Consider the following 13,085-nt stretch of genomic DNA (forward strand, 5'->3'; position numbering starts at 1 on the left):
TTGAGAGATACTAAACTAAATATACTCATCCTTGAAGATGTAGCTGAAGACGCAGAATTAGCCCTCCATGAATTGAAAAGAGCAGGCTTTTCCTACGAATTTCACAGGGTCGACAATTTGAAGGATTTCAGGTTCAAGCTTTTTGATTTTCTGCCTCACGTTGTATTATCAGACTACAATCTTCCGGCATGCAACGCCATCGATGCCTTCAACCTGGTCAAAGAGATCAATCTACCCTTTATCATTGTGTCAGGCATCATCGGAGAGGAGAATGCAGTAGAAGCGTTGAAGCTGGGCGTGACAGATTTAGTCTCCAAAGACAGCTTATCCAGATTGCCTATTGTAGTAGAAAGAGCGCTCAATGAGCAGAAGGTCAATCGAGAAAAGAAATCAGCTGAGCATGAATTGATTCTGAGCAAGGAACGACTCGAGCTGGCACTGGAAGGTACAGATTTGGGCATCTGGGATCTAGATTTCATGTCCAATGCCATTGTCTACAACAACAAGAGCTTAGAGATCCTTGGCTTCGATTCAGAAGACGCTATTCAGGATTTTAAATACTTCCAAAAATATGACACCGAGATTCAGCAGTATGTCGTAGACGCAATGAATGAGCATATAGAGGGCCAAGTCGCGTTCTTTGATCAGGAATTTGCAGTGAGAAACAAAACTGGCGCGATCAAATGGGTGCTTGCAAAGGGAAAAATCATTCGACGGTCGCTAAAAGGAGAGCCACTACGAGCCTCAGGTACGCTACTGGATATCACCGAGAAAAAAGTCTACGAGGAACAGCTCAAAAAGAATCAGTCTATATTGGAAAATGCAGAGTCAGTGGCGCACGTAGGGAGCTATGAGTGGAACGCCAAAGGCAACACCTTTGTGATTTCTGCAGAATTTCGAAGAATATTTGAGTTGGATGAGCATCAGGAAGTGTCAGTTTTTCGACTCATTCGTGAGACCATGCATGAGCAAGACAAACCCTACTTTAGAGAGATGCTGGCGGGCAGCAAAAATTTCTTTGACATAGAGCATCGAATCGTGTTAGCCGATGACACCACCAAAATCGTAAGAAACACCGGCAATATCACTTCGCGTAGTGATGGCAAAATATTTTCTGTACTTGGAGTGGTACAAGATATCACCGAGCAACGAGAAATCAGCAAGTCTATTTTCAATGCACAGCAGTTTGAGCGGAGTAGAATGGCACGTGATATACATGACGGAATAGGTCAAATGCTTGTGGCTGCAAAATTTAAGCTATCTTCGTTAGAGGCAAATTCTGAAGAAGAGTTGACTCGCAAAAAAGATGAAGTAGAAGATCTTTTAGCCACCACCATTGATGAGGTGCGCCGCGTGTCAAGAAACCTTTCCAACCGACACCTGGAAGAGTTTGGACTTAGCAAGACCATGCATTATCTGGTCGAAGAGATAGAAAACATGGGAGAGTTTAATGTAAACCATGTCATTGACATTCCGGATGACTATGACCTTGAACTATCCAATACGATATATAGAATTGCCCAGGAGGCGATAAATAATATCATTAAATATGCCAAGGCCAAAAACGTATCTGTGCGTATCGAGCCCATTGATCAGAACATCGTTCTGGAGATTAAAGATGATGGGATAGGATTTGATACAGAAATTAAATGGAATGGTATAAAAAATATGAAAGAAAGAACATCTTTGCAAAACGGACATTTTGAGATAACTTCAATACCGAAAAAAGGAACGGTAGTAAAATCCTGGTTTCCAATTAACAATTAAATCGCCATGTCGAATATAAGTATACTAGTCGTAGATGATCACTCCTTGGTAAGAGAAGGTGTAATCACCATGCTCTCTATTTATGATGATTTTGAAATTATCGGAGAAGCCGAAAGCGGGGAAGAGGCGCTACAAAAAATTGCCACTCAGGCACCAGATGTCGTCTTGCTGGACATCAATATGCCCGGAATGAATGGCATAGAGACCGCCAAAAAAATTGGCGAAGACCATAAGGAGGTAAAAATTATTATCCTTTCTATGGAGGTCACACAGGATCATATCTCTGAAGCCATCAAAGCTGGAGTCGCCGGATATCTAGCCAAGGACACCAAAAAAGACATTCTCGCAGAAGCCATTAGAAAGGTGATGCAAGGCGAGCAGTATTTTGGACAGAAAATTTCACAGGTAATTTTCAAAGGGTTCTACAATCAAAGCAAGGGTGAACGAGTCGCCAACGAAAACAAGGATCTTAGCAAGCGAGAAGTAGAAGTGCTCAGACAAATAGCCTCAGGCCTATCCAATAGAGAGATCGCCGACAAGCTATTCATCAGTATACGAACTGTGGATGCACATAGAAATCACATCATGCAGAAGCTTGGACTCAAGAGTACAGCCGAGCTGGTGAAGTACGCTATACGCGAAAAGATCATAGAATTAGATTAAGTTAAGAGAACTTCTTAGGACTATAAGAGAATCCCCTAATACTGAGAATTAACCCCTAGACCAACTAATGTTATCACTTAGTCAGTCGGGGCACCAGTCGAATATTTTAGGCGTGTATTCATGCAACTGATTATAGGTATAGTACAATTGAACGGTACTAAAATCGCTATTAAGGCACATTTTAACTCCTGATTCTCCTAAAAATTTAATTAAGCAAAACCTCTATTTTTTAGTAGCAAAACCTCAGCTACTTTTGAATTGTGATTGATTGTAATACAAGTCAGTCACCGTTTATTTGACACAGTTATTCTAAACGAAAAAGCTATGAAAGGATATTTTATAAGATCGTCACGTGTGACTCCTTCAATATACTTCAACCCCTCAAAAGGGATTTTTGATATGAGAGGGAAATCAAGTCCGGAGAACCCACTGGCATTCTTTAATTATGTCCTGGAAAGCTTGGACAAATATGCCGAGAACGGAGAAGCAGCCTTAGTTGCTAATCTGGCATTCGAATACTTCAATACGAGTTCATCAAAATGTCTCTACATTTTCATGAAGAAGTTGTCCAAGATCGATGAGATGGGAAAGAAAGTTGTAGTCAATTGGTACTTTGAAGAAGGAGATGAAGACATGATGGAAGCAGGAGAGGATTTGTGCAGTTTCTTCGATATGGAATTCAACTTCCATGAAATACCTGAGATAAAAGTACTTGGAGAAGAAAAACAGTCAGCTTAATGACTTAAAGATAATGGGATAATACAGGTGGATTAAAAGGGTTGCTCTAGTGGCAGCCTTTTTTTATGAAAGCCCTACCCCTAGATCAATCGGCATTTTTTGGGGATTTGAAAATTCATACATAAATTTTTTCTAGTCTAAACAAGAAGAACTCCACACCGTAACACCTCTGAATTGAGATCTAAAAACCTTGATTTTAGCATTGATAAATTCTGCTGAAGCATTGGTGCTTCTGTTGTTGAAGTAGTTGCGGATCGAGATGTAGTGGTTTTGAATTGTTCAGGCCACTGTGTGAAATGATTTAAATCCAGCTTTCTCTACTTGGTCATACCACAGGGCTAACCGTGTAAATGCCTCCCCTTTGATCTTGCTGGTTTGATAGTTTATAGGCCTGTTCTAAAGCCGGGTATTGTTAAAAAGTATTTCAGTACGATGTGCCTGAGATACAGTTCAGTTGCGTTCACTCTTAAAAAAACAGGTACCTGCTCCTTGCCAGTAATTGCTTTTCAGTATCGCTATTTTCAAATCGATGTGCCTTGAAAGACCAGCCCACCTCACGGCTCAGTTGGATCTCTTTGTTTTCGTGCTCGACGGCTACCTATCAGTAGGCAATTCTCATTTCTTGGGATCAGTCTGGAAAGTTGGGGAATGGGATAATAGTCGTTTACTCAAAAAAATCCGACACTAAAATCGACACCTTTTAAACAAAAAAACCCCTGACAATCAATTATCAAGGGTTTATGTGCCAGAAGTGGGACTTGAACCCACACGACTCGAAAGTCACAAGATTTTAAGTCTTGCGTGTCTACCAATTCCACCATTCCGGCAGTAGACATTTTAGCGTGATTTGGATACAAAAAAAGTGTATGCGCGATGCTTATGCACCTTCTCACTCACATACACTCTCACACTCAATTGGAGCGAAAGACGAGGTTCGAACTCGCGACCTCCACCTTGGCAAGGTGGCGCTCTACCAGCTGAGCTACTTTCGCTTTTCACTATCCCCTCTGGTTAAGGGACTGCAAAGATAAATAGCGACTTTAATTTATCAACTCTTTCGCGAAAAATTTTAACATTATTTTCTCAGACTGAATGTCTGAGAATTCTGAAGCTGCTTACAAGCTTCTCTATCACCACCAAACAGATGATTCCCTCTATAATAAGGAACAATTGACGAAGCTTTGGGTCAGCTAACATTTCTAGAAATTGAAGAGATTCTATACGAACCTGGTCCAAATAGGTAAACTCCATGGCTTCGCCTCCACTCCCCATCAGAAAGTAAGACGACAGTATGAGTAATCCAAAAATACCCATCATCCAAATCAATATTTTGAAATTAGCATGTCGTTTTTGGGCTAACAGGGCCGAAGCTATTACAGTAGAAGTAAAATTTGTCCCTACTTCTTTTAGCGGCAAAGATTTCATCCACTGATCCAAATCTTCAATGTCCTTCAGGTCACCTGAAAGATCCCCTCTACCCTCGAGGGCATCAAAGTTCTCTATGTCCTTTTCCTTATGGTCCATGGTCTCAAATTTAATAGTTCTATTCGACTGGATTATAAGATACTCTCCAGTTCTGAAGGGAGCAGCCGCCTGAGGCTCTCCGCCAACTTCTTTCTAGCTCTGAATATTTTAACTTTCAGATTACTCTTATCAATCTTCGTTATATCTTCAATCTCGTCCATATCGAGTTCATCAAAATAATACAAAGTGATCAGCATTCGCTCCTCATCCTTCAACTGACCGACGGCCTTGTTTAGATAGTAGCTTCGGTCCTGAAGATTGAGCCCACCAAATTCTTCGAAACTTGTGTAACCGGGAATTCCGGCGGGCCGGTTGTCAATATCTTCGGTTTGCACTCTCTTTTTGCGTGTTCGGCTGATAGCCATGTTCATCACTATTCTATAAAACCAGGTGGTGAACTTAGAATCACCCTTGAATTTATCAATACTGGTTAGCAGTTTGACAAATGCATCATGGGCTACTTCTTCTGCGTCCTCTTCGTTGTGCAGAATACGATCTGCTATAGTAAATGCGAAGTTTTTGTGCCTATCTACAAGGGCTTCAAAACAGGACATATCCCCAGCTTTGATTCTTTCCAATAAAATAATATCTGAAATGGTCTCTTTCACTGTCGGTTGGACGCCGTGAGTTTAATTCAAGTTACAAAGAATTTTTTTAGTTTTTTTGTAACCAGTCCAGAAGACCTGATGTCCTATGGGCATATCAAAAATTTAAAATTATGCAAGGACCAGAATTTTTAATCCCAATAGTATTTTTTATTTCAATAGCCATTGTAGTAATCATTATTAGAAAATTTCAAAATGATGAAAGACTCGCTCTTATAGAAAAAGGAGGGGACGCCAATATTTTCAATAGCACAAAAAGGGGCAATTCATTCCCCGCTTTAAGATATGGCTTACTTTTGATTGGAGCCGGTATCGGAATTTTAGTTGGAAATATTGTAGCTGAATCCAGAATCATAGACGAGGAAGCAGCAGTTTTCTCATTCTTAATGATATGTGGAGGAGCCGGCCTCTTCGCTTCTTATTTCATAGAAAGAAAAGAAGCAGCCAAACAAGAGAAAAAATAAACTCTCTTGCACTCAAACAACAACAATATGATCCCCCTTATATAAGGGGGATTTTATGATTTAAAGACATTACCTCCTTCGTTTTGACTGCTGTCAAACACTCGAATGCCAATCACCTCTGCTTCAGCAGTTTTTTCTCCCTGGCAATAGAAATCACAATGCATAACGGTCTTCCGACCTTTCACCTCCAGCACCTTGGCCCGAAGTTCCACCTCATGCTTGTTGGAAGTAGGTTTCAAATACTTGACATTGAGCGTACCCGTGGCATATCGATATTCGGGCATGGTATCCAACTCCCGGTCCTCTTGTTTGTAAGCGTGTGCCATGGCTGTACCCATGCAATGACAATCTATTAGTGTGGCCATTATACCGCCGTTCATGAGATCGGACCAGCCGTGATAATGCTCTTCTGACTGCCACCTACAAACAGACTCATCACCTTCCCAGAAGCTTTTGATGCGTAGTCCCTGATCGTTAAGTATGCCGCAGCCAAAGCAGACATTCTCAGGCATATGATTTTGAAAGTATTTTTTGTCTTCGGATTTCATTAAATTCATTGTTGGATTCAATGACGAAGATGGAGAATAGTAAGAATAAATCGAAGAAGAAAACGAAAAAAGAAACCACTGAGCAAGAACCGCCAAAGGATGAGAAAACTCAAACGCCGGAAGGTATTCCGGACGTTGATTTCAAAAAATTTTTAGGCTGTGGATAATTATACAGTCGCTATCAAAAAAGCGACTAATCCAACAGCCCAAACAAGAACATAAGTTCTAATAATCTGAGTTCTTATTCTTTCAATAGCTGACATAAAAAAGAATTGTGGTTTGATTAAATAATTTATGCCAGCAAGTTAGAGGATAGATTATTTTGGGTCAATTAGTAAATTCACCTAAAAATAATTTGCGCTATTCGCTTAGAAATACGCGCTTGACTCTTTGACTTATATTGGTCAATATTTCATAGGGAATAGTCTTGGTCCAGTCAGCCAGATCGCTGATGGTGGGATTCTCTCCAAATATAACTACCTCATCACCAGACTTTACGGGCACGTCAGTTATATCTACCATTGTCATGTCCATACATATGTTGCCAATGGTTGGAACCAAGTGATTGTTTATAAGCATTTTACCAGTACCATTGCCGAATGCCCTAACGTAGCCATCCGCATAGCCAATAGGTACAATTCCAATGGTGGTGTCTTTTTTTGCAAAACCGCTCCTTCCATAGCCAATAGACTCTCCGGCCGGGATCTTTTTGACCTGCGACACATTACATTTCAAGACACTTACCGTTTTCAATTGGCCTTGCTCAGTTAAGGTCGGGTCGAATCCATGGAGCCCAATTCCCAGGCGTACCATGTCATGGTGTAGGTGAGGATAGTTGGCTATACCACCAGTGTTTACCAGGTGTCTCATGGGTTTGTACCAAAGGCTATCCATAATCACTGCACTCATTCTGTCAAATCTTTCGGCTTGCTGGTGAGTAAAATCTGCATGTCTTGGATCCTCACTTCCTGCCAGATGGCTAAAGATACTCTTCACCTTCAGGTGCTTGTGTAGCTTCAGTTGTTCAACCAGACGCTTGAGATTGGCTTCAGTAAAACCCAGGCGATTCATTCCTGTTTCCAATTTGATATGCACCGCCGGTAAATCTTGCATATTTTCATAGTAGTCCAGAAAGTCTATTAATTGATCAAGGCTATAAATCTCGGGCTCAAGATTGTATTCCTTTAGCAATCGAAAAGATGACGGAGATACATTCATGATCATAATAGGTATGTGGATCCCGTTCTTTCTCAATTCGACAGCCTCATCTGCATAGGCTACACCTAAGTAGTCAACCTTATGAAATTGTAGCAAATTGGCAATCTCAAAGTTTCCACCCCCGTAGGCCAGAGCTTTGACCATGACCATTATTTTCGTTTCTGGTTTTAGCTTAGCTCGATAGTAATTCAAATTGTCAATCAAGTGCTCTAGGTTCACCTCCAGAATAGTGCCATGTGCTTTTTGCTCCAGGCTGTTGACGATCGATTCAAAACCAAAGTCCCGAGCCCCTTTGACCAGTACAATCTCATCGTTGGGAATATATCCAGCTTCCAAAAATTCTTCTGTGGAGTCATGAAATTTTGCAGGGATGTGAATTTGTGCACTGGACTGTTTGATTTCTCTGCCAATCCCTATAAACTTTTGTATGTTGTTTTTTTTCAACAGCTCGTTGACTTGCTGATAGAGCACCTCGTTGGACAATCCTGTCTGATACAAATCCGAAAGGATTACTGTTTTCTTTGTCTTTTGCTTTTGGCGGCTCAAAAAATCCAGAGCTACTTCGAGGCCATACAAGTCATTGTTGTATGTATCATCGATTAGGTACGACCGATTAATGGCTTGCTTCATCTCGAGCCTCATTTTGATCGAAGAGAGGCGATTGAGCCTTAGCTGAATAAATGCCTGTTCATATCCAAATGCGACCATGGCGGCCACACAATGCATGGTGTTTTCTACTGATGCCGGATCATCGTTTTTGAGATATAGCACCAAAGATTTCCCAAGCACTTCCAATTGATACTTTTTACCTTTTTGTTCTGTGATCTTCCATGCGATCAGCTCGGTAGTGGCAGGCAGGACTCTTTTTAGTGTTGCCAATACCATTTCTTGATGTTGACTGCATACTACTTTTTGAGCGTGTACAAATAGTTTGGCTTTTTCCTCCGCTTTGTGTGCAAGATTTTCAAACCCTGCATTATGGGCTTCGCCTATGTTAGTGAAAATTCCAAAAGTCGGTTGAATCACTTTTTCAAGTTTTTCCATCTCTTTGGCTTCTGAAATACCGGCTTCGAAGATGCCTAAGTTGTGATGCGCCTCCATAGTCCATACTGAAAGCGGCACTCCGAGTTGTGAGTTGTAGCTTTTAGGGCTCTTTACTATATCAAATTGATCATCCAACAGTTGTGCCAGCCACTCTTTCACGATGGTCTTCCCATTGCTACCAGTGATGCCAATGACAGGATAGTTGAACTGACTTCGATGTAGCTGCGCCAGTGCTTGCATGGCTGCAATAGAATCTTCAACCATGAAATACGAAGCGTCAGGTTTCATTTTGACCTCTTTCTCAACCACAAAAAGGCGAACGCCTTTGTCGTAGGCATCATTAATAAACTGATGGCCATTATGGTTTTGTCCTGAAATTGCAAAAAAAACAACTCCAGATTGAATGGATAATTGGCGTGAATCATAAGCCAAACCCTGGACTTCGATATCAAGTGGTGCTTGCAGCAGAGTTCCAGAGCAACATTTTGACAATCCGCTAAACTTCATAAGTACAGTATTTTTGGGTCTAATTTATCATGGATGATCCTATTGAAATCCGCTACCTAAATTACATACAATATCTTAGAAATATGGTATCGATTTTTTTCATCCTTTTCTCTTTTGAGTTATGGCAATTCGCTTAACTTGCGAAGTTTAGTCCATTTAGAATTCTCCATAAACTGCCCTTTTGCAGTAGACGAAATGAAAGTATCTCCAAGTCAACCTTTTAAAATCATTTATACACTGTTTGAGCATCAGTACTTAGGCTATTTGTTCGAATCTTTTGTGATTCAACTTGATGCGGAAGGCAGACTTACCTTTTCGCATCAAAACATTTCCGCTAAGAACGCAAAGGAATTTGATAATGGCCTAGACGAAAATGACTACGAGCTGATCAAATTGATGGATTCGATGCAGCCTGATGTGGTGGCCAAAAAATATGACCGAAAAAAAGGTAAACCAGATGCGTTTTTCTTAAAGTGTTTTGATGAACAAGCTGGTGACGAACATGCGCAACAGGAAATTAAAAACTACGTGGAGCGCCGAAGGGCCAAAATAATGCCTCTAATGCATGGCAAGAGGTTGTTTGAAATGGGTAACGATGGAGAGCCTGCATGGAAAGAAATAGAAGTGCTCGATAAGAAGGCTACTGTGCTGTTCCACTTCAGAAGAAACGAAGAAAACACTCATTATTTCCCAACCATAAAGCATGAAGAGGAAAAGATAGATTTTCAATATAAGGGTGCCTATATTTTGTGCAACGACCCGGCTTACATCGTGGTGGAAAATAAGTTGTACAGTTTTGAAAAGAATGTTGATGCCAATAAAATCAAGCCATTTCTTAATAAGAAATTTATAGCTGTCCCGAGAAAAATAGAGGATAATTATTATCACAAGTTTGTGGCTCCGCTCATCGCCTCCTTTGATGTCTATGCCAAAGGATTCGAAATCAAAACTGAGCATGAAGAAGTAAAGCCCGTCTTGTATTTCTCGGAGTTGGCCTCCAATGGTAATTCTATGGATCTCTTCGACGCCAATGGAAATGCTACGGCCAGTGATGAGTCAAAAATTCTCTTCGAATTGAAATTCAATTATGGTAAACACCACTACAGTGCGGAGCACATGAAGCAGGTAAGTGTCCACGTGGAGAAAAAGGATGATGAGTATACCTTTAGAAGGATCAAAAGAAACCTAGAAAAAGAAAAAAAGTTTGTTTCATTTCTCGGTGAAACAGGGCTTGCTTTGAAACATGCGCGGTACACTATGGACACGTCCAAAGCCTTTTCCTGGATTCAAAGCACTAAAAAACTGCTTGAGGATTCCGGCATTAGCCTGATGCAGAATGGCAAAGGAGAGAAAAGGTATTTTCTCGGCAAGTCTGAAATGACCATCGAGATTAAAGAAAATATTGACTGGTTTGATATTCATGCTATTATCAAATTTGGAGAATTCGAAATTCCCTTTAGGATCATTCGTGATTATATTCTAAAGAAAAAACACGAAATAGAATTGCCAAACGGTGAAATCGCCGTGATCCCTGAGGAGTGGTTTACACAGTATTCCGAGCTGTTGGCCTTTGCGGATCAGGGAGAGGAAGAACTGCTCAAACTTCAAAAACACCATATCTCTTTAGTCAAAGATCTAAGCGATTCTAATCTGGCAAATCTGCAGCTTTCTCGTAAGCTGGAACGATTAAGAGGTTTTGATGAGATAAACGATTACGAAATCCCCGCAGGTTTTAAAGGTGAACTAAGGCCCTATCAGCGGGCAGGTTTCAACTGGATGAGATTTCTCAATGAATATAGACTAGGTGGGTGCCTTGCAGATGACATGGGTCTGGGTAAGACGGTTCAGACACTAGCGCTACTACAATCGGTGCATCAGGAAAAAGATAGTGGTACGAGCCTTTTAGTCATGCCTACCTCCCTTATATACAACTGGGAGAAAGAGTCTGAAAAATTTACCCCGGATCTGAAAATCTTAAACTATACTGGAGTAAAAAGGGTAAAAGACCCCACTCGGTTTGTTGATTATGATTTGGTAATTACCTCATATGGACTGATTCGACAGGATATTGACCTGCTAGCCGAATATCACTTCAATTACATCATACTGGACGAATCTCAGGTGATTAAAAATCCGGAATCGAATATTTCAAAGTGCGTTCGAGATCTGAATTCATCCTATAAACTGATCCTGACTGGTACTCCGATTGAGAATACCACTATGGATCTTTGGTCTCAAATGACCTTCTTGAATCCTGGTCTTCTCGGAGGTAAATCCTTCTTTAGAAATCAATTTCAGCTGCCGATTGAGAAAAAAAACGATGAGGAGAAAACCAGAAAACTATATACCATCATAAAACCATTTCTCCTGAGAAGACACAAATCTCAGGTGGCTACGGACTTACCGGAAAAGATCGAAACGGTGAGATACTGTACGATGTCACCAGCACAGGAAGAGGCCTACGAAAAAGTGAAATCTGCCTATCGTGACAAGATTATGCAGGAAATAGAAATGGGCGGCATTGGAAAATCTCAGTTTATGATTCTTCAAGGACTAACAAAATTGAGACAGATAGCCAACCATCCGTTTTTGGCGGACGATACCTATAATCAGGATTCGGGAAAGCTAGAAGATATCAGCTACATGCTGGAGAACGCCATCAACAAGAATCACAAGATTCTCGTATTTTCTCAATTCGTAAAGCATTTGAAAATAGTATCCGAATATCTCAACGAGAATAAAATCAAATATTCCTATCTGGATGGTAGCACTAAGGACAGACAGAAAGAGGTAGAAAATTTTCAGTCGGATGAGAGCATAAAGGTCTTTTTGATTTCGTTGAAGGCAGGGGGCTTGGGGCTCAACCTAACCAAAGCGGAATATGTATTCTTACTTGATCCCTGGTGGAATCCTGCCATCGAGGCTCAGGCAATAGATCGAGCACACAGAATAGGCCAAACCAACAAAGTCTTTACTTATAGATTTATCACTAAAAACACGGTGGAAGAGAAGATTTTGCAATTGCAGCAGAACAAGCAGAAACTAGCCGATGATTTGATTACTACGGAAGAGAGTTTTGTGAAGACACTGTCTAAGGATGATATCGCTGGACTATTGGACTAATCTTCAAATGCCGTCGAAAACATCAACGCACTAGCATTTTTGATTCTTTGCGATGGGTAGATCCCTTGAGCGATTATTATCATGCGATAAGCATCACGATAAGAAGTTTCATTAAATTGTTTTAGGGCCTGATTGTAAAAATGCAAGCCAGCTAACTGACGAAGATCCACAACATTGTCAATGTATTGACTCGCTTGAATAGTAGGATTATCACTGGCCAGACCAGACATCGAAAGCTCCATGTTAATTCTAACTGACTCTTGATTTACAAATTCAACCCGCTCCTCTATTTCTTTGGAGTCCCAGGCAAAACCATACAAAGCATCAGTAGACTCAAATAGATAATTATTACCACCAAGTGATGCAATCAAATAGACATGATAATCTGTCTCACGTACTTCATACTCAATACCTAAGTCGTCAAGTATCAAGGCATAAAGAGCAGTACCGGTAACGCAGTCATATTTTTTCCCTTTTTTAAAAATTTCACTAAACGTCACATATTGCTCATACTGCCCGAGCATTTTTCTATGTACCGTATAAAAAACATGCTTTAGGAAAAGAACATCAGATTTAATAGAATTTCGTTTTTCAGATAGCTTTCCAATCAATACCTCATAGCTCTCCTCATAGGCTTTCACTTCATCGGGACTCAGATCATCAAACTCAGATCGGATAAACAAACCGAGTTTGGTCTCCCCTGACAAATACCTATCACCTGTAGCCAACAATGGTGCTGCCTGCAGGAGAATTGCCATCAATATGAGAAGAATTTTGTTCAACGTTATCTTTCGATTTTCTTAATGTTACTCCAATGTTACATAATTGTTAACAAAAAAACTAGCTAAAAACCACTTCCAGAGGTTTTTTAGGAGCTATTTGGT

Annotated in this window: 11 protein-coding genes and 2 tRNA genes; 6 read left to right on the forward strand and 7 right to left on the reverse strand. The window is 40.5% G+C overall.

The annotated features are described in order from the left end of the window. From ABJF11_RS05045 to ABJF11_RS05055, 3 genes are all read left to right on the forward strand, one after another. Positions 1-1,767, forward strand: coding sequence for a PAS domain-containing protein (locus ABJF11_RS05045; protein WP_348118518.1), 1,767 nt, complete (start codon positions 1-3; stop codon positions 1,765-1,767). Positions 1,768-1,773: 6 nt separating this feature from the next. Further along, complete coding sequence (locus tag ABJF11_RS05050) at positions 1,774-2,430, forward strand: response regulator transcription factor (RefSeq protein WP_348118519.1); 657 nt, start codon at positions 1,774-1,776, stop codon at positions 2,428-2,430. A 324-nt stretch (positions 2,431-2,754) separates the two neighbouring features. After that, positions 2,755-3,168: a DUF1987 domain-containing protein gene (locus ABJF11_RS05055; RefSeq protein WP_348118521.1), complete on the forward strand. Its 414-nt coding sequence runs from the start codon at positions 2,755-2,757 to the stop codon at positions 3,166-3,168. 743 nt (positions 3,169-3,911) lie between these two features. Here the strand turns inward: ABJF11_RS05055 and ABJF11_RS05060 are convergent. The 4 genes from ABJF11_RS05060 to ABJF11_RS05075 form a co-directional block, all read right to left on the reverse strand. Beyond that, positions 3,912-3,995 (reverse strand) — tRNA-Leu (locus ABJF11_RS05060). An 89-nt stretch (positions 3,996-4,084) separates the two neighbouring features. Then, positions 4,085-4,160 (reverse strand) — tRNA-Gly (locus ABJF11_RS05065). 91 nt (positions 4,161-4,251) lie between these two features. Next, a complete protein-coding gene (locus ABJF11_RS05070; protein ID WP_348118524.1) occupies positions 4,252-4,692 on the reverse strand; it encodes a hypothetical protein in 441 nt (146 codons plus the stop codon). Positions 4,693-4,724: 32 nt separating this feature from the next. Continuing rightward, positions 4,725-5,270, reverse strand: a complete 546-nt coding sequence (locus tag ABJF11_RS05075) for a sigma-70 family RNA polymerase sigma factor (RefSeq protein WP_348118526.1) — start codon at positions 5,268-5,270, stop codon at positions 4,725-4,727. 140 nt (positions 5,271-5,410) lie between these two features. Between ABJF11_RS05075 and ABJF11_RS05080 the strand changes: the two genes are divergently transcribed. Next, entirely contained in the window at positions 5,411-5,761 is a 351-nt protein-coding gene (locus ABJF11_RS05080; protein ID WP_348118528.1) for a DUF6249 domain-containing protein, read from the forward strand. A 53-nt stretch (positions 5,762-5,814) separates the two neighbouring features. On the opposite strand, the gene ABJF11_RS05085 is transcribed toward ABJF11_RS05080, so the two are convergent. Next, positions 5,815-6,309 carry a PaaI family thioesterase gene (locus tag ABJF11_RS05085; protein WP_348118530.1) on the reverse strand — a complete coding sequence of 165 codons (495 nt, stop codon included), beginning with the start codon at positions 6,307-6,309 and terminating at the stop codon, positions 5,815-5,817. A 29-nt stretch (positions 6,310-6,338) separates the two neighbouring features. On the opposite strand from ABJF11_RS05085, the gene ABJF11_RS05090 reads away from it, so the two are divergent. Further along, entirely contained in the window at positions 6,339-6,476 is a 138-nt protein-coding gene (locus tag ABJF11_RS05090; protein WP_348118531.1) for a hypothetical protein, read from the forward strand. A gap of 193 nt (positions 6,477-6,669) precedes the next feature. On the opposite strand, the gene ABJF11_RS05095 is transcribed toward ABJF11_RS05090, so the two are convergent. Continuing rightward, complete coding sequence (locus ABJF11_RS05095; RefSeq protein WP_348118533.1) at positions 6,670-9,078, reverse strand: bifunctional UDP-N-acetylmuramoyl-tripeptide:D-alanyl-D-alanine ligase/alanine racemase; 2,409 nt, start codon at positions 9,076-9,078, stop codon at positions 6,670-6,672. Positions 9,079-9,273: 195 nt separating this feature from the next. Here ABJF11_RS05095 and ABJF11_RS05100 point away from each other — a divergent pair, with 195 nt between their 5' ends. Continuing rightward, positions 9,274-12,201, forward strand: coding sequence for an SNF2-related protein (locus ABJF11_RS05100; RefSeq protein WP_348118534.1), 2,928 nt, complete (start codon positions 9,274-9,276; stop codon positions 12,199-12,201). Here ABJF11_RS05100 and ABJF11_RS05105 read toward each other — a convergent pair. Further along, a complete protein-coding gene (locus ABJF11_RS05105) occupies positions 12,198-12,959 on the reverse strand; it encodes a hypothetical protein (protein WP_348118536.1) in 762 nt (253 codons plus the stop codon). The two genes, ABJF11_RS05100 and ABJF11_RS05105, sit on opposite strands and share 4 nt — an antisense overlap. Between the last annotated feature and the right edge of the window lie 126 nt (positions 12,960-13,085).

It is taken from the genome of Reichenbachiella sp. (assembly GCF_039941815.1).
Taxonomy (GTDB): Bacteria; Bacteroidota; Bacteroidia; order Cytophagales; family Cyclobacteriaceae; genus Reichenbachiella.

Bases quoted from the DNA above. Each gene is read 5' to 3' on its own strand.
- ABJF11_RS05100 (WP_348118534.1), top strand. From the start codon at position 9,274: ATGAAAGTATCTCCAAGTCAACCTTTTAAAATCATTTATACACTGTTT.
- ABJF11_RS05050 (WP_348118519.1), top strand. From the start codon at position 1,774: ATGTCGAATATAAGTATACTAGTCGTAGATGATCACTCCTTGGTAAGA.
- ABJF11_RS05070 (WP_348118524.1), bottom strand. From the start codon at position 4,692: ATGGACCATAAGGAAAAGGACATAGAGAACTTTGATGCCCTCGAGGGT.
- ABJF11_RS05105 (WP_348118536.1), bottom strand. From the start codon at position 12,959: ATGGCAATTCTCCTGCAGGCAGCACCATTGTTGGCTACAGGTGATAGG.
- ABJF11_RS05095 (WP_348118533.1), bottom strand. From the start codon at position 9,078: ATGAAGTTTAGCGGATTGTCAAAATGTTGCTCTGGAACTCTGCTGCAA.
- ABJF11_RS05080 (WP_348118528.1), top strand. From the start codon at position 5,411: ATGCAAGGACCAGAATTTTTAATCCCAATAGTATTTTTTATTTCAATA.
- ABJF11_RS05090 (WP_348118531.1), top strand. From the start codon at position 6,339: ATGGAGAATAGTAAGAATAAATCGAAGAAGAAAACGAAAAAAGAAACC.
- ABJF11_RS05085 (WP_348118530.1), bottom strand. From the start codon at position 6,309: ATGAAATCCGAAGACAAAAAATACTTTCAAAATCATATGCCTGAGAAT.
- ABJF11_RS05055 (WP_348118521.1), top strand. From the start codon at position 2,755: ATGAAAGGATATTTTATAAGATCGTCACGTGTGACTCCTTCAATATAC.